The sequence below is a fragment of the Bradyrhizobium sp. CER78 genome, assembly GCF_029846235.1.
Classification (GTDB): domain Bacteria; phylum Pseudomonadota; class Alphaproteobacteria; order Rhizobiales; family Xanthobacteraceae; genus Bradyrhizobium.
The window spans coordinates 147997-164021 of the sequence record NZ_JARVWP010000012.1 but is presented as its reverse complement, the minus strand read 5'-3'; the positions used below and the strand labels follow the sequence as shown (position 1 = coordinate 164021).

At 64.5% G+C, this 16025-nt stretch carries 15 protein-coding genes; 14 read left to right on the top strand and 1 reads right to left on the bottom strand.

Features of this window, described 5'->3' with window-relative positions; genetic code table 11:
• Positions 1-9: 9 nt before the first annotated feature.
• Positions 10-1038 carry a LacI family DNA-binding transcriptional regulator gene (locus QDT69_RS25015; RefSeq protein ID WP_279709133.1) on the bottom strand — a complete coding sequence of 343 codons (1029 nt, stop codon included), beginning with the start codon at positions 1036-1038 and terminating at the stop codon, positions 10-12.
• A gap of 205 nt (positions 1039-1243) precedes the next feature.
• Between QDT69_RS25015 and ugpC the strand changes: the two genes are divergently transcribed.
• The 14 genes from ugpC (at position 1244) to QDT69_RS24945 (ending at position 15708) form a co-directional block, all read left to right on the top strand.
• A complete protein-coding gene (gene ugpC / locus QDT69_RS25010) occupies positions 1244-2311 on the top strand; it encodes a sn-glycerol-3-phosphate ABC transporter ATP-binding protein UgpC (protein ID WP_279709131.1) in 1068 nt (355 codons plus the stop codon).
• Between the two features lie 77 nt (positions 2312-2388).
• The gene (locus QDT69_RS25005; RefSeq protein ID WP_279709130.1) at positions 2389-3708 is read left to right on the top strand and encodes an ABC transporter substrate-binding protein; all 1320 of its coding nucleotides are present in this window, start codon (positions 2389-2391) and stop codon (positions 3706-3708) included.
• 110 nt (positions 3709-3818) lie between these two features.
• Positions 3819-4778: a sugar ABC transporter permease gene (locus tag QDT69_RS25000; RefSeq protein WP_279709129.1), complete on the top strand. Its 960-nt coding sequence runs from the start codon at positions 3819-3821 to the stop codon at positions 4776-4778.
• 65 nt (positions 4779-4843) lie between these two features.
• Complete coding sequence (locus QDT69_RS24995; RefSeq protein WP_279709128.1) at positions 4844-5767, top strand: carbohydrate ABC transporter permease; 924 nt, start codon at positions 4844-4846, stop codon at positions 5765-5767.
• Positions 5768-5832: 65 nt separating this feature from the next.
• Complete coding sequence (denD, locus tag QDT69_RS24990) at positions 5833-6819, top strand: D-erythronate dehydrogenase (RefSeq protein WP_279709126.1); 987 nt, start codon at positions 5833-5835, stop codon at positions 6817-6819.
• Between the two features lie 26 nt (positions 6820-6845).
• Positions 6846-7802, top strand: a complete 957-nt coding sequence (locus QDT69_RS24985; RefSeq protein ID WP_279709125.1) for a sugar kinase — start codon at positions 6846-6848, stop codon at positions 7800-7802.
• Positions 7799-8449 (top strand): bifunctional 4-hydroxy-2-oxoglutarate aldolase/2-dehydro-3-deoxy-phosphogluconate aldolase, encoded by a 651-nt coding sequence (eda, locus tag QDT69_RS24980; protein WP_279709124.1) that lies wholly within the window; start codon positions 7799-7801, stop codon positions 8447-8449. The genes QDT69_RS24985 and eda overlap by 4 nt, the downstream gene beginning before the upstream one ends.
• 44 nt (positions 8450-8493) lie before the next feature.
• Positions 8494-9666, top strand: coding sequence for an acetyl-CoA acetyltransferase (locus QDT69_RS24975; RefSeq protein ID WP_279709123.1), 1173 nt, complete (start codon positions 8494-8496; stop codon positions 9664-9666).
• A gap of 1 nt (position 9667) precedes the next feature.
• Positions 9668-11200, top strand: a complete 1533-nt coding sequence (locus QDT69_RS24970; protein WP_279709122.1) for an AMP-binding protein — start codon at positions 9668-9670, stop codon at positions 11198-11200.
• A gap of 144 nt (positions 11201-11344) precedes the next feature.
• Complete coding sequence (locus tag QDT69_RS24965; RefSeq protein WP_028334995.1) at positions 11345-11545, top strand: hypothetical protein; 201 nt, start codon at positions 11345-11347, stop codon at positions 11543-11545.
• A 168-nt stretch (positions 11546-11713) separates the two neighbouring features.
• Complete coding sequence (locus tag QDT69_RS24960; RefSeq protein ID WP_279709121.1) at positions 11714-12913, top strand: CoA transferase; 1200 nt, start codon at positions 11714-11716, stop codon at positions 12911-12913.
• Between the two features lie 10 nt (positions 12914-12923).
• Complete coding sequence (locus QDT69_RS24955; protein ID WP_279709120.1) at positions 12924-14090, top strand: acyl-CoA/acyl-ACP dehydrogenase; 1167 nt, start codon at positions 12924-12926, stop codon at positions 14088-14090.
• A gap of 125 nt (positions 14091-14215) precedes the next feature.
• Entirely contained in the window at positions 14216-15352 is a 1137-nt protein-coding gene (locus QDT69_RS24950; RefSeq protein WP_279709119.1) for a thiolase family protein, read from the top strand.
• The gene (locus QDT69_RS24945) at positions 15349-15708 is read left to right on the top strand and encodes an OB-fold domain-containing protein (protein WP_279709118.1); all 360 of its coding nucleotides are present in this window, start codon (positions 15349-15351) and stop codon (positions 15706-15708) included. Before QDT69_RS24950 ends, QDT69_RS24945 begins: the two co-directional genes overlap by 4 nt.
• Positions 15709-16025: the final 317 nt, after the last annotated feature.

Genomic DNA, 16025 nt, shown 5'->3' with positions numbered 1-16025 from the left:
GGGTGGATGTCAGTTGCGTCGCGCGGAGCTTTGCCGTTCCATGACACTGAAGCCGAGATCGACGACGGCCTCAGCGGGCGGGCGGCCTTCCAGCGTTTCGATCACCATCATGGCAGCGTTTCTGCCCATTTCGTAGCGATTGGTCCGAACGCTACTCAGCGTCGGCTCGCTCGAGGCCATGAATTCGAGGTCGTTGAAGCCGACGATCGCCATCTGCTCCGGCACCGCCATGTGGCGGCGCTTGCATTCGAACAGCGCGCCGAGCGCAAGGTCGTCATTGACGCAGAACACGGCGTCGATGTCGGGCGCCTTGGCGAGCAGGTCGGCAAACAGCGTCCCGCCCAGCGTCACCGAGGTCGGTATGGCCGTCGTGACGATGAGCTGCGGATCGAACAGCGCAGCCTCGGTCATCGCGGCGCGGTAGCCGTCCAGCCGGCGCTGCACCCGCGGATCCATCCGCGCGCCGAGGAAGCCGATCCGCCGGTAGCCCTGCGCGAGGAGGTGGGCGATCGCGGCTTTTGCCGCGTCAAAATGCGAAAATCCGATCATCATGTCGATCGGGGCGGGGCCGACCTCCATGATCTGGACGATCGGGCAATCGACCGTTTCCATGATGCGGCGGGAATCGGCGGTCTGGTTGATGCCGGTAATGATCAGCCCGGCCGGCTTCTGTGCCAGAAAAAGACGCAGCAGGCGTTCTTCCTGCAGGATGCTGTAGCGGGTGTTGGCGAGCTGAATGCTGTAGCGGCTGCCGTCGAGCGCGTCATAGATGCCGCGCAGCACGTCGGCGAACACATTGTTGGTCAGTGACGGGATCAGGACACCGATCACCTCGGTACGCTGCGACGCAAGCGCGCGTGCCGCGAGATTGGGCACGTAACCGAGTTCTTTTGCCGCACTCTCGACCCGGGCGCGCTTGCCGGCGGAGAGTGCTTCCGGATTCCTGAAGAAACGCGAGGCCGTAATCGGACTGACACCGGCGAGCTTCGCGACTTCGGCGAGCCGGATCTTGCCAGGCGTGATGCGCTTTCGGGCCATTGCCGCTCATATCACGACGTTCGTCGCAGACAAACCGATATTGACAGCGCTACCAAGCGATTGCTAATCGAACGATTGCCAAAACCGGATAAACTGCGGACAATATCGTCAGTCCAACAGAGCCGCGCACCCAGCGTGGCCGGAATAAAACAGAGCGGTGGCGGCACTCGTCGTACGCCGCCGGGAACTTGAGGGAGGGAAGTGGATGTCGTCGGTCCAGATTCGCGACGTGCGGAAATCGTTCGGCAATTTTGAAGTCCTGCACGGCGTGTCGATCCCGATCGAGGACGGCGAGTTCGTCGTTCTGGTCGGCCCGTCGGGCTGCGGCAAGTCGACCCTGCTGCGCATGCTGGCGGGACTTGAGAACATCACCTCAGGAACGATCTCGATCGGCGACCGCGTCGTCAACAATGTCCAGCCCAAAGAGCGCGACATTGCGATGGTGTTCCAGAACTACGCGCTCTATCCGCACATGACGGTTGCCGACAACATGGGCTTCTCGCTCAAGCTGCGCGGCGCCAAGGCCGAGGAAATCTCGACCGGCGTCAAGCGCGCCGCGGAAATCCTCGCTTTGACGCCGCTGCTCGAGCGCTATCCGCGCCAGCTCTCCGGCGGTCAGCGCCAGCGCGTCGCGATGGGCCGCGCCATCGTGCGCGATCCGCAGGTGTTCCTGTTCGACGAGCCGTTGTCGAACCTCGACGCCAAGCTGCGCGTGGCGATGCGCACCGAGATCAAGGAGCTGCACCAGCGGCTGAAGACCACTACGGTCTACGTCACCCACGACCAGATCGAGGCGATGACCATGGCCGACAAGATCGTGGTGATGCATGACGGCATCGTCGAGCAGATGGGCTCGCCGCTCGAGCTGTATGACACGCCGGCGAATCAGTTCGTCGCCGGCTTCATCGGCTCGCCCGCGATGAACTTCCTCAAGGGCAATGTGAAGGTGAACGGCGCCGCCTATTTCGAAGGGCCGAACGGGATCAAGCTGCCGTTGAAATCCGCGCCGGCCAATTCCGACGGCAAGCCGGCGGTCTACGGCGTGCGGCCGGAGCATTTCACCATCGCCGATGACGGTGCCGAGGCCGAGATCGTGGTGGTCGAGCCGACCGGCTCGGAGACCCAGGTGTTCGCCAAGCTCGGCGGCGAGCAGGTCGTCGCCGTGTTCCGCGAGCGCCATCTGTTCAATCCCGGCGACAAGGTTCGGCTCAAGCCGGATCCGGGCCTGGTTCATCTGTTCGACGATGCGACGGGGAAACGACTGAATAGCTGACGGACTGATCGATCATAATGGCCGACCAACAGGCCAGATCAAAAAACAATAAAAACACATTTATTGGGAGAAGGACGATGCACGATTTGACTCGCCGCTCGCTACTTCAGGGCGGCACCGCGCTGGCCGCAGCCGGGATGCTCACCGGGCCGGCGCTGTTTGACTTCGCCAAGGCCTGGGCGCAGAGCGCGCCCTGGAAGGCGGAGCCCGGCGCCAAACTCACCGTGATGCGCTGGAAGCGCTTCGTGCCTGCGGAAGACGATGCGTTCAATGCCATGGTGGCGGCCTTCAAGGCGGCAACCGGCACCGAGATGAACGTATTCAGCGAGTCCTTCGAGGACGTGCAGCCGAAGGCTTCGGTTGCCGCCAACACCGGCTCGGGTCTCGACCTCGCCTGGGGCCTGCACACGCTGCCGCAGCTGTTCCCGACCAAGGTTCTCAAGATGAACGACGTTGCCGATTATCTCGGCAACAAATATGGCGGCTGGACGGATGCGGCCGCCAAGACCTGCAAGCTCGGCAATGATTGGCTTGGCATCCCCGTCGCCACCAACGGCGGGTACATGACCTATCGCAAGTCGGCGACCGATAAGGCGGGCTTCAAGGAATTCCCGAAGGATTTTCCGGGCTTCCTCGAGATGTGCAAGGCGTTGAGGGCGAACAACACGCCGGCCGGCTTTGCGCTGGGACATGCCAGCGGCGACGCCAACGGCTGGCTGCACTGGTTGCTCTGGGGCCACAACGCCTGGACCGTCGACAAGGACGACAAGGTCATCATCAACTCGCCGGAGACGATGAAGGCGCTGGAATATGCCAAGGCGCTGTCGGAGACCTTCATTCCGGGCGTCGCATCCTGGAACGACTCCTCCAACAACAAGGCGTTCCTGGCCGGCGAGCTCTATTGCACGCTCAACGGCATTTCCATCTACGTGGCGGCCAAAACCGATCCGACCAAGAAGGAACTTGCCGAGGATACCTATCACGCGCTGCACCCGATCGGCCCGATCGGCAAGCCGACGGAATTGCAGCTGGCGTTTCCAATCCTTGCGTTCAACTTCACCAAATATCCGAATGCCGCAAAGGCGTTCGTCGCGTTCATGCTGGAGAAGGAGCAGTACGACAAGTGGCTGGATGGCGCTCAGGGCTACCTTACGCAAACGCTGAATGCGTATGAGTCGGCGCCGGTGTGGACGGCGGACCCCAAGAACGCCGTGTTCGCGCAGGCCTCCAAGCGCACGCTCCCGGCCTCCGGCATCGGCACGCCCGGCGAGAAGGCGGCGACCGCAATCGCCGACTTCATCGTGGTCGACATGTTTGCGAACTACTGCACCGGTGCCAAGGACGGCAAGGCTGCGATGGTGGAAGCCGAGCGGCAATTGAAGCGCATCTATCGTTGATGTGATCGGCGCGGGCGGCGGATCGCCGCCGCCCGCACCATCATTTGGAATGCCATCACTGGAATATTGCGTGGTCATGCTCAATCCTTTGAGCAATCGGGACATCGCCTATGGCTGACATTGCGCTCGCGCCGCGACGTGCGAAGACCGAAATCCGCGAAGCGACCGCCTGGGATCAGCTGCGCCACAACAAGAACTGGCTCGGTTTCTGGTTCATGTTGCCGGCGATGGCGTTCCTGATCTTCTTCCTGGCCTATCCGCTGGGGCTCGGCATCTGGCTGTCGTTCACGGATGCGCGGATCGGGCGCGTCGGCCACTACATCGGCACCGAGAACTATGAATGGCTGTGGGACGATTCGATCTTCTGGCTGTCGGTGTTCAACACGCTGATCTATACCTTCATTGCCAGCGCCATCAAATTCGCGGTCGGGCTCTATCTGGCGCTGCTGCTCAACGAGCGCATGCCGTTCAAGGCGCTGTTGCGCGCCGCCGTGCTGATCCCCTTCATCGTGCCGACCGTGCTGTCGGCGCTGGCATTCTGGTGGATCTTCGATTCCCAGTTCTCGATCATCTCCTGGTCGCTGAAGCAGCTCGGCCTGATCACGCAAAACATCAATTTCCTCGGCGACAGCACCTGGGCCCGGATCTGCGTGATCTTCGCCAATATCTGGCGCGGCGTGCCGTTCGTCGCGATCACGCTGCTGGCGGGCCTGCAGACCGTGCAGCCGTCGCTCTATGAAGCGGCGACGCTCGACGGCGCCTCGCGCTGGCAGATGTTCCGCTTCATCACCTATCCCTTGCTGACGCCGATCATTGCTGTGGTGATGACGTTCTCGGTGCTGTTCACCTTCACCGACTTCCAGCTGATCTGGGCGATGACCCGCGGCGGCCCGGTCAACGCCACCCATCTGATGGCGACGTTGTCCTACCAGCGCGCGATCATCGCCGGACAATTGGGCGAGGGGGCCGCGATCTCGAGCGCGATGATCCCATTCCTGCTCGCTGCGATCATGGTCTCCTGGTTCGGCTTGCAGCGCCGGAAGTGGCAGCAGGGAGAGAGCAATGATTGATCTCTGCCGCTTGCTGGCATCTTTGCGCGAACGGGGCAAGCCCCGCGCGCGCCCGGGAGAAAACAATGACTGATCTCCCCGCACAGAAGGCCGACCTCAAGTCCATCCTGTCGACGTCGGCCCGCGTCGATAACAGCGAGGGCATGAGCTATTTGCAGTCGGTGCCGCGGCGGATCGTGACGCTCTACATCCCGCTGTCGATCATCGTCATCATCCTGCTGTTCCCGTTCTATTGGATGGGGCTGACCGCGATCAAGCCGGACGACCAGCTGCTCGACCTCGACAGGTACAATCCGTTCTGGACCTGGAATCCGACCCTCAAGCACATCCACAAGCTGTTGTTCGAGAGCTACTATCCGCATTGGCTCTGGAACACGATGTATGTGGCGGTCGGCGCCACCGTGCTGTCGATCATCGCCAGCGTGCTCGCGGCCTACGCGATCGTGCGGCTGCGCTACAAGGGCGCCAACGTCGTCGGCGGCCTGATCTTCCTGGCCTATCTGGTGCCGCCGTCGATCCTGTTCATTCCGCTTGCCACTGTCGTCTTCCAGTACGGTCTGTTCGACTCGCCCTTAGCGCTGATCCTGACCTATCCGACGATCCTGATCCCGTTCTCGACCTGGCTGCTGATGGGCTATTTCAAGACCATCCCGTTCGAGCTCGAGGAGTGTGCGCTGATCGACGGCGCCAGCCGCTGGCAGATCCTGATCAAGATCGTGCTGCCGCTCGCCATTCCCGGCCTGATCTCGGCCTTCATCTTCTGCTTCACGCTGTGCTGGAACGAGTTCATCTACGCGCTGACGTTCCTGCAATCGACCCCGAACAAGACCGTGCCGGTCGCCATCGTCAACGAATTCGTTGACGGTGACATCTATCGCTGGGGTTCCCTGATGGCAGGGGCGCTATGCGGCTCGCTGCCGCTGGTTATTCTTTACGCCTTCTTCGTTGAGCATTATGTCTCGGCGATGACGGGTGCCGTGAAGGAATGACGCGCAAGGCCCGCAGCTGAATTCGAACAACAAAGCCAACAAGACAAGAAAAGGAGAGCAGGGTCGTGCACATTCTGATTCTGGGCGCCGCCGGCATGGTCGGTCGCAAGCTGACCGAACGTCTGTTGCGTGAGGGCCGCCTCGGCAAACAGGACATCACCAGGATGACCCTGCAGGACGTGGTCGCGCCGCAGAAGCCCGCGAATGCCGCGATCCCGGTGAGTGTCGTCGCGTCCGATTTCGCCGACGCCGGCGCTGCCGCGCCGCTGATCGCCGAGCGCCCCGATGTGATCTTCCATCTCGCCGCGATCGTCTCGGGCGAGGCGGAGGCCGAGTTCGACAAGGGCTACCGGATCAATCTCGACGGCACCCGCTATCTGATCGACGCGATCCGCGCTGTCGGCGGCGGCTACAAGCCGCGGCTGGTGTTCACGTCCTCGATCGCGGTGTTCGGCGCTCCGTTCCCCGAGAAGATCGGCGACGAGTTCTTCCACACGCCGCTGACCAGCTACGGCACGCAGAAGTCGATCTGCGAGCTCCTGATCAACGACTACACCCGCAAGGGTCTGCTCGACGGCATCTCCATCCGCCTCCCAACGATCTGCGTGCGCCCGGGCAAGCCGAACAAGGCGGCGTCCGGCTTCTTCTCCAACATCATCCGCGAGCCGCTGGCGGGCGAGGAGGCTGTCCTGCCGGTCTCCGAGGATGTCCGGCATTGGCACGCTTCGCCGAAGTCGGCGGTCGGCTTCCTGGTCCATGCCGGCACGATGGATCTCAACGCGATGGGGCCGCGGCGCAATCTCAGCATGCCCGGGATGTCCGTCACCGTCGGCGAGCAGATCGCCTCGCTGGAGCGCGTCGCCGGCAAGAACGTCACCGCGCGGATCAAGCGGGTGCCCGATCCGACCATCATCAGCATCGTCTCGGGCTGGCCGCGTGATTTCGCCACCGACCGCGCGCTGAAACTCGGCTTCACCACCGCCGAGAAGACGTTCGACGACATCATCCGCATCCATATCGAGGACGAGCTGGGCGGCAAGTTCGCCGTCTAGCTCCGCTCAGGCGCACGGGTCTTGGGATGACCAGGGTTGCCAGCATCGGCGAATGCATGATCGAGCTGCGCCAGGCGCCGGGCGGCCAGCCCGGCGGACTGTATTCGCGTTCCTATGGCGGCGACACGCTCAACACCGCGGTCTATCTGTCGCGGCTCGGCGTCCACATCGATTACATCACGGCGCTTGGCGATGATGCCCTCAGCGATGAGATGATCGCCGGCTGGGCGGCGGAAGGCATCGGGACCAAGCATGTCGCGCGATTGGCGGGCAAGCTGCCCGGGCTCTATCTGATCCAGACCGATGATAAGGGCGAGCGGCGGTTCTTCCACTGGCGCGACAGCGCCGCCGCCCGCGAGCTGATGGACCTGCCCGATACGGAAGATTTGCTGAACTCGCTCGCGACGTACGATCTCGTCTATCTCTCGGCGATCACGCTCTCGATCCTGCGCGAGGACGGACGGGAGCGGCTGATGGCGGCGCTGAAGCGGGCGCGGCTCCTGGGCACGCGCTTCGCGTTCGACACCAATTTCCGCGCCCGCGGCTGGCCGGACCTGACCGTCGCGCGGCAGGTGTTCAGCAGCGCGTTCGAGACCGCCGATATCGTGCTCGCTTCGACCGAAGATCTGGCGCCGCTCTATCCCGGCGAGAGCAACACGGCGCTGCTCGCCGGCATATCGAGCCCCGAGGTCGTGCTCAAGCTCGCCGAGCCCGCCTGCATCGTGCGTTCCCCCGCGGGGACGAACGAGGTGAGGGCGGAGCCGCTGATCAAGCCGGTGGTCGATACCACGGCGGCCGGCGACAGTTTCGCAGCGGCCTATCTTGCCGCACGGCTCGGCGGCGCCGAGCCCACGGAGGCTGCGCGCGCCGGCCACCGTCTGGCCGGCGTCGTCGTGTGCTATCCCGGTGCGATCATTCCACGCTACGCCATGCCGCCGAAGAAGACGCCTCGTCCCCCACCATCCCGCAAGGCCTCGCAATGACAACGACATCAAAGCAGGACCAGATCGCCGAGCTGATCCGTCAGGCCACCGTCATTCCGGTGCTGACCATCGAGCGGCTTGCCGACGCCGTACCGCTCGCCAAGGCGCTGGTCGCGGGCGGCGTGCGAACCCTCGAGGTGACGCTGCGTACGCCGGTTGCGGTCGATGCGGCCAAGGCCATCATCGCCGAGGTGCCGGACGCCGTGGTCGGGATCGGCACGATCCTCAATGCCGACGATCTGGCGCGCGCCGAGGCGCTCGGCGCCAAATTCGGCATCAGCCCGGGTGCGACGCCCGAGCTGCTGAAGGCGGTCGCCGCCGGCCGGCTGCCTTTCGCACCGGGGATCGCGACCGCCTCCGAGCTGATGCAGGCACTGGCGCACGGCTTCGACGTCGTCAAATTCTTCCCCGCCGAGCAGGCCGGCGGTATCAAGGCACTGCGCGCTTTGGCCGGCCCGTTCCCGAACGTCAGGGTCTGTCCGACCGGCGGCATCGGTGAGGCCAATGCGGCGATCTGGCTCGCCGAGCCCAATGTGCTGGCGGTCGGCGGCTCCTGGCTGTGCCCGGCGGCCGATATCCGCGCCGGCAACTGGGCCGGCATAACCGCCATGTGCGCCAAGGCGATGAAAACGCTGAAAGCTGGCTGAAGATACGCTACATAACTCCCGAACAGGAACAGGGAGATACGGCCATGACAGCAGCCAGCATCGTGGGTTGGGCGCATACGCCATTCGGAAAGTTCGACGCGGAGACCGTCGAGGGTCTCGTGGTCAAGGTCGCCAATGAGGCGCTCGCCGATGCCGGCATTGCCGCGTCCGATGTCGATGAGATCATGCTCGGCCATTTCAACGCCGGCTTCTCGCCGCAGGACTTCACGGCCTCGCTGGTGCTGCAGGCCAATCCGGCGCTGCGCTTCAAGCCGACCACGCGGGTCGAGAACGCCTGCGCCACCGGGTCGGCCGCCGTGCACCAGGGCATCCGCGCCATCGAGGCGGGCGCCGCCAAGATCGTGTTGGTGGTCGGCGTCGAGCAGATGACCAAGACTCCGGGCCCGGAGATCGGCAAGAACCTCTTGAAGGCATCGTACCTGCCCGAGGACGGCGACACGGTCGGCGGCTTCGCCGGCGTGTTCGGCAAGATCGCGCAGGCCTATTTCCAGAAGTACGGCGACCAGTCGGATGCACTGGCGATGATCGCCGCCAAGAACCACAAGAACGGCGTCGCCAACCCCTATGCGCAGATGCGCAAGGATTTCGGCTTCGAGTTCTGCCGCGCCGAGAGCGAGAAGAACCCGTTCGTCGCCGGTCCCCTGAAGCGCACCGATTGCTCGCTGGTCTCGGACGGCGCCGCCGCGCTGGTGCTGACCGATGCCGAGACCGCCAAGTCCATGGGCAAGGCGGTGAACATCCGCGCCACCGCCCATGCGCAGGATTTCCTGCCGATGTCCAAGCGCGACATCCTGCAGTTCGAAGGCTGCACCACCGCCTGGCAGCGCGCGCTGGACAAGGCCGGCCTCAAACTCTCCGATCTCTCCTTCGTCGAGACCCACGACTGCTTCACGGTCGCCGAGCTGATCGAATATGAAGCGATGGGCCTGACGCCGAAGGGCCAGGGCGCGCGCGCGATCATGGAGGGGTGGACACAGAAGGACGGCAAGCTGCCGGTCAATCCCTCCGGCGGCCTCAAGGCCAAGGGCCATCCGATCGGCGCCACTGGCGTCTCCATGCATGTGATGAGCGCGATGCAGCTCACGGGCCAGGCGCCCGAAGGCATGCAGCTCAAGAACCCGCAGATCGGCGGCATCTTCAACATGGGCGGCGCCGCGGTCGCCAATTACGTCTCGATCCTCGAGCCGGCGAAGTAGCTTGAACATTGCCGAATGGCTGGCGGCGACGGCGCGGGCGCGACCCGATGCGCCGGCGCTGCTGACCGGCTTTGATCTCGACGCCGACTACGCGACCTTCGCCCGCCGCGCCGCCTCGATCGGGGCGGCGCTGGCGCGCGACCACGGCATTGCTGCCGGCGACCGCATCGCGCTGTTTGCGTCGAACTGCACGCAGTATCTCGAATGCCTCTACGGCATCTGGTGGATCGGCGCCGCGGCGATCCCGATCAATGCAAAACTGCACGGTCGCGAGGCGGCGTGGATCTGCGGCAATGGCGGTGCCAAACTCGCTTTCGTATCCGATGACACGGTCGGCGCGCTGACGGAAGCCAGCGACGATTGTCCCGCGGGCATGACCATGCTGTCGGTCGACAGCGACGCCTACAAGACGATGCGAGGCGGCGAGGGGCCGCCCGCGCCGCTGCCGCGCGAAAGCAACGATCTCGCCTGGCTGTTCTACACGTCGGGCACGACAGGCCGTCCCAAGGGCGTGATGCTCAGCCACGGCAATCTTATTGCGATGTCGCTGTGCTATCTCGCCGATGTCGATCCGGCGACGCCGCACGATGCCTCGCTCTATGCCGCGCCGATCTCGCATGGCGCAGGGCTCTACAATTTCCCGCATGTCCGGATGGGCGGCCGCCACGTCGTTCCCGAGTCCGGCGGCTTCGATCCCGACGAGGTGCTCAACCTCGGCCGCCAGCTCGACAATGTCGTGATGTTCGCGGCACCGACGATGGTGCGCCGCCTGGTCGACGCAGCCAAAAAGCGCGGCGAGAACGGCGAGGGGCTGCGCACCGTCATCTATGGCGGCGGGCCGATGTACACGGCCGACATCCTGGACGCGATCGCGACGATGGGCCAGCGCTTCGTGCAGATCTACGGCCAGGGCGAGTCGCCGATGACGATCACGGCACTGTCGCGCGGCTGGCACGCCCAGAGCGATCGTCCGCGCTATCTCGAACGGCTGGCCTCGGTCGGCACCGCGCAGAGCGTCGTCACTGTCCGCATCACCGGCAAGGACGGCAAGCCGCTGCCCGCAGGCGAGACCGGCGAGATCGAGGTCAAGGGCTTAACCGTGATGCTCGGCTACTGGAACAACCCCAAGGCCAATGCGGAGACATTGAAGGACGGCTGGCTGCGCACCGGCGATGTCGGCCGGCTCGATGCCGACGGCTTCCTGACACTGTCGGACCGCTCCAAGGACGTCATCATCTCCGGCGGCACCAACATCTATCCGCGCGAGGTCGAGGAAGCGCTGCTGACGCATCCCGACGTCCGTGAGGTCTCGGCAATCGGCGTGCCGGATCCGGAATGGGGCGAGATCGTCGTCGCCTGCGTCGTGCTGGAGGATGGCGCCACCGCCGACGACGGCAGGCTCGACGCGCATTGCCTTGCCTCGATCGCCCGCTTCAAGCGGCCGAAGCGCTACGTCTATCTCGATGCCCTGCCGAAGAACAACTACGGCAAGGTGCTGAAGACCGCGCTGCGGCAGATGATGGCCAAGGGCTAAAGCGCGATGAGGCCGGGTTGAATCGAAAACATCGAAAACAACCCCATGCACAGTCGGGATTGGGGTGACTGAAGCGGTTAGGGGATAGGCCAAGGCCTCCCGTCGCGCTAAGCTGTCTGCGCCCAGTCACCGGGAGAACGGACCATGGGAATCGAGACGTCGCTGTCGCTGTCGGAAGTGAACGATCGCATCGCGATCCTCCGGGACAATATCAGGCAGCTGATCGAGCAGGCCGCGGGCGCTGCGGGCGCCGAAGTCGAGGAGCGCATCGCCGAACGCCTCGAGCAGCAGAATGCGGAACTGGAAAAGCTCCTGAAGGCGCGCGAGGTGATGACCGGGCAGTAACCGGCATCGGGCCGGCGGTAGGCACGCTTCGCCCGCCCTGCGTTCCGCCGCGCGGAAACGATCCGGCCGTCGCCGCGCATACGCCCATACGCCCGGCGCAGCTTGATCTCGGCAAAGACCTCCCGTTACTAGGCTTCAATCCAGAACAGCCGGGGAGCGAGCAGCACGATGGGACCATTGCAGGGTATCAAGGTCGTCGACATGACGACCGTGCTGATGGGACCCTACGCCACGCAGATGCTTGGCGATTACGGCGCCGACGTCATCAAGGTGGAGTCGCCCGATGGCGACGTGACGCGGCAGATCGGTCCGACCCGGCATCCCGGCATGGGCCCGGTGTTCCTCAATACCAACCGCAGCAAGCGTTCGGTCTGCCTCGACTTGAAGAAGCCGGCGGGGCGCGAGGCGGTGCTGCGGCTGATCGCGAAGGCCGATGTGCTGGTCTACAACGTGCGCCCGCAGGCGATGGCGCGGCTGCAGCTCGGCTACGACGTCGTCGCCAAGGTCAATCCGCGGTTGATCTATGCCGGCGTGTTCGGCTTCGGCCAGGACGGGCCGTATGCCGCGAAGCCCGCCTATGACGATCTGATCCAGGGCGCGACCGCGCTGCCGGCGCTGATGGCGCAGACCTCGGATGGCGTGCCGCGCTACGTGCCGAACGCGCTGGTCGATCGCATCGTGGGCCTCACCGCGGTCGGCGCGATCTGCGCGAGCCTCGTGCATCGCGACCGCACCGGGCAGGGCCAGCGCGTCGACATCCCGATGTTCGAAACCATGGCCGGGTTCGTCATGGGCGACCACATGGGCGGGCTGACCTACGACCCGCCGCTCGACAAGGGCGGCTATGCCCGCCATCTCTCGCCGGACCGGCGGCCCTACAAGACGCTCGACGGCTATATCTGCGTGATCGTCTACAACGACAAGCAGTGGGAGAATTTCTTCAACGCGACCCGGCGCGACGATCTGCGCAGCGATCCGAAGTTCGCGACCTTCGCCGGTCGTGCCACCAACATCGATGTCGTCTACGCCGAACTCGCGCGCATCCTGCAGACCAAGACGACGGCTGAATGGAACGAGATCCTCGAGAAGGCGGACGTGCCCGTGATGCCGATGCACGATCTCGAGAGCCTGCTCGAGGACCCACATATGGTCGCGACCGGCGTCTTCCCCGTCGTCGAACATCCGACCGAGGGCCGCATCCGTAGCATGACGCCGTCGGCGCGATGGTCGGAGACCAAGGTGGAACCGAACCGGCTGGCGCCGCGGCTCGGCGAGCACAGTGAAGCGATCCTGCGCGAGGCGGGTTTCTCGACCGAGGAGATCGCGGCGATGCTGCGTGACGGCGCGGCCAAGGCGCTGAAGGCATAGGAGACGACAGATGGATTTCGCACTCTCCGCCAACCAGGAATCGATCCGCGACGCGGTGGCAAAAATCTGCTCGCGCTTTGACGAGGCCTATTGGCTGAAGAAGGACAAGGAGGGTGGCTATCCGGCCGACTTCCATCGCGCGCTGGCCGATGCCGGCTGGCTCGGCATCTGCATTCCCGAGGAATATGGCGGCTCCGGCCTCGGCATCACCGATGCCGCGATCATGATGCGCACGATCTCCGAATCCGGCGCCGGCATGTCAGGCGCCTCCGCCGTGCACATGAACGTGTTCGGGCTCAATCCGGTCGTGGTGTTCGGCACCAAGGAGCAGTGCCAGCGCATGCTGCCGCCGATCATCGACGGCCGCGACAAGTCCTGCTTTGCGGTCACCGAGCCCAACACCGGCCTCAACACCACGCAGCTCAAGACCCGCGCGGTGCGCCAGGGCGACAAATACATCGTCAACGGTCAGAAGGTGTGGATCTCGACCGCGCAGGTCGCCAACAAGATCCTGCTGCTCGCGCGCACCACGCCGCTAGAGGGGGTGCGCAGTCCGACCCACGGCCTCAGCCTGTTCTACACCGATTTCGACCGCAAGCGCGTCACCGTGCACGAGATCGAGAAGATGGGCCGCAAGCCGGTCGACTCCAACGAGCTGTTCTTCGAGAATTTCGAGATCCCGGTCGAGGACCGGATCGGCGAGGAAGGCCGCGGCTTCGAATACATCCTTCACGGCATGAACCCCGAACGCATTCTGATCGCGGCGGAGGCGGTCGGCCTCGGCCAGATCGCGCTGAAGCGGGCGTCGGAATATGCCAAGGGCCGCATCGTGTTCAACCGTCCGATCGGCATGAACCAGGCGATCCAGCATCCGCTGGCGAAGTGCTGGATGGAGCTGGAGGCGGCCTGGCTGATGGTGCTGCGCGCCGGCTGGCAATACGACCAGAACCTGCCATGCGGCCCCGCGGCGAACTCGGCGAAATATCTCGCCGCGGAAGCCGGCTTCCATGCCTGCGAGCAGGCGGTGATGACCCATGGCGGCTTCGGTTACGCCAAGGAGTACCACGTCGAGCGTTATCTGCGGGAGTCGCTGATCCCGCGCATCGCGCCGATCAGCCCGCAGCTCATTCTCAGCTTCATCGGCGAGAAGGTGCTCGGCCTTCCGAAGTCGTATTGAGATGATGCAAGTCATTGTAGGCCGTCATTCCGGGATGGTCCGAAGGACCAGACCCGGAATCTCGAGATTCCGGGTTCGATGCTTCGCATCGCCCCGGAATGACGCTCTGAGAGAGGTGAGCTGAAATGAGCTTCGTCACCGGCGTCGGCCTCACGTCCTACGGCAAGCATGAAGGCCTGTCCTCGCTCGACCTGATGAGCAAGGCCGCCGAGCTTGCGATCGCAGACGCCGGGCTGAAGCGCTCCGACATCGACGGCATCCTGTGCGGCTACTCGACGGTCTCGCCGCACATCATGCTGGCCACCGTGTTCGCCGAGCATTTCGGCATCAGCCCATCCTACGCTCACGCCGTGCAGGTCGGCGGCGCCACAGGCCTCGCGATGACCATGCTGGCGCATCATCTGGTCGATGCCGGCGTGGCGAAGCACGTGCTGGTGGTCGGCGGCGAGAACCGGCTGACCGGGCAGAGCCGCGACGCCTCGATCCAGGCGCTGGCCCAGGTCGGGCATCCCGACTACGAGGTGACGCTGGGGCCGACGATCCCGGCCTATTACGGCCTGGTCGCGACCCGCTACATGCACGAATACGGCCTGACGCAAGAGGATCTCGCCGAGTTCGCGGTGCTGATGCGCAAGCACGCGCTGACGCATCCCGGCGCGCAGTTCCACGAGCCGATCACGGTTGCCGATGTGATGGCTTCGAAGCCGGTGGCGATGCCGCTCAAACTGCTCGATTGCTGCCCGGTGTCCGACGGCGGCGCGGCCTGCGTGATCAGCCGCGAGCCGACCGGAGACAGGCGGGTCCGCATCCGCGGCTGCGCCCAGGCGCACACCCATCAGCACGTCACGGCGGCGCCTGCGCTCAGCGAGCTCGGTGCGGAGATTTCGATCGCGAAAGCGAAGCAGGCGTCGGGCATCGCGATCTCGGACGTGCGTTACGCCGCAGTCTACGACAGCTTCACGATCACGCTGGCGATGCTGCTGGAAGATCTCGGCCTTGCCGGGCGCGGCGAGGCGGCGGCGCGGGTGCGTGCCGGCTATTTCAATAGGGATGGCGAGATGCCGCTCAACACCCATGGCGGCCTGCTCAGCTACGGTCATTGCGGCGTCGGCGGCGCGATGGCGCATCTGGTCGAGACCCATCTGCAGATGACCGGCCGCGCCGAAAACCGCCAGGTGCGCGACGCTTCGGTCGCGCTGCTGCACGGCGACGGCGGCGTGCTGTCGTCGCACGTCAGCATGTTCCTGGAGCGCGTGCGATGAGTGGACCGATCGCTGACTGGACCAAGGGTGCGGAAGCCATCGTCTATCAGACCTGCAGCGCCTGCGGCGCGCGGCAATATTTCCGCCGCAGTTTTTGCGCGGCTTGCGGCTCGCCTGATCTGGCCGAGCATCGTGCGAGCGGGGCGGGGACGGTCTATGCGACGTCACTGGTCTGCCGCGCCGCAACGCCGGAGACGCGGGCGCATGTGCCCTACAACATCGTGCTGGTCGATGCCGACGAGGGCTTTCGCATGATGGCCCATGGCGACAACGACCTCGCCATCGGCGACAAGGTCTTGGCACGCTTCACGCAATTTGCGGGACGGCTGGTGCCGTATTTCGCAAAGGCGAAATGAGGGGCTGAACGATCCGGTCAGAACGCGAAACCAGGCTGATCCAGATCATTCTTGCCCCTCTAGTTGCGGATACTATCGCCAATAAAATACAAAGCTGGCGATGACGAGCATCGCCGTCACCGCCAGCATTTGCGCAAGCGCTTCCGAGGCCGCCCTCTTGGTGGCTTCCTTCATGCGTTTCCCCTAGACTTGGGCGTGACTCATCGTTGCGCCGAGAGCGCGCAAGACGGCCAGATTTTTGTACTCGGAACACCCCGCGTCGAGCATTCGCTTTTGACGAGTCCCCACTCAGCGAATATCGACTTTGGCAGGGTTGT

Coding starts and splice junctions, on each gene's coding strand:
- QDT69_RS24995 (WP_279709128.1), top strand. CDS start 4,844: ATGACTGATCTCCCCGCACAGAAGGCCGACCTCAAGTCCATCCTGTCG.
- QDT69_RS24965 (WP_028334995.1), top strand. CDS start 11,345: ATGGGAATCGAGACGTCGCTGTCGCTGTCGGAAGTGAACGATCGCATC.
- QDT69_RS24985 (WP_279709125.1), top strand. CDS start 6,846: ATGACCAGGGTTGCCAGCATCGGCGAATGCATGATCGAGCTGCGCCAG.
- QDT69_RS24960 (WP_279709121.1), top strand. CDS start 11,714: ATGGGACCATTGCAGGGTATCAAGGTCGTCGACATGACGACCGTGCTG.
- ugpC (WP_279709131.1), top strand. CDS start 1,244: ATGTCGTCGGTCCAGATTCGCGACGTGCGGAAATCGTTCGGCAATTTT.
- QDT69_RS24975 (WP_279709123.1), top strand. CDS start 8,494: ATGACAGCAGCCAGCATCGTGGGTTGGGCGCATACGCCATTCGGAAAG.
- QDT69_RS25000 (WP_279709129.1), top strand. CDS start 3,819: ATGGCTGACATTGCGCTCGCGCCGCGACGTGCGAAGACCGAAATCCGC.
- QDT69_RS24950 (WP_279709119.1), top strand. CDS start 14,216: ATGAGCTTCGTCACCGGCGTCGGCCTCACGTCCTACGGCAAGCATGAA.
- QDT69_RS25015 (WP_279709133.1), bottom strand. CDS start 1,038: ATGGCCCGAAAGCGCATCACGCCTGGCAAGATCCGGCTCGCCGAAGTC.
- QDT69_RS24955 (WP_279709120.1), top strand. CDS start 12,924: ATGGATTTCGCACTCTCCGCCAACCAGGAATCGATCCGCGACGCGGTG.
- eda (WP_279709124.1), top strand. CDS start 7,799: ATGACAACGACATCAAAGCAGGACCAGATCGCCGAGCTGATCCGTCAG.
- QDT69_RS25005 (WP_279709130.1), top strand. CDS start 2,389: ATGCACGATTTGACTCGCCGCTCGCTACTTCAGGGCGGCACCGCGCTG.
- QDT69_RS24945 (WP_279709118.1), top strand. CDS start 15,349: ATGAGTGGACCGATCGCTGACTGGACCAAGGGTGCGGAAGCCATCGTC.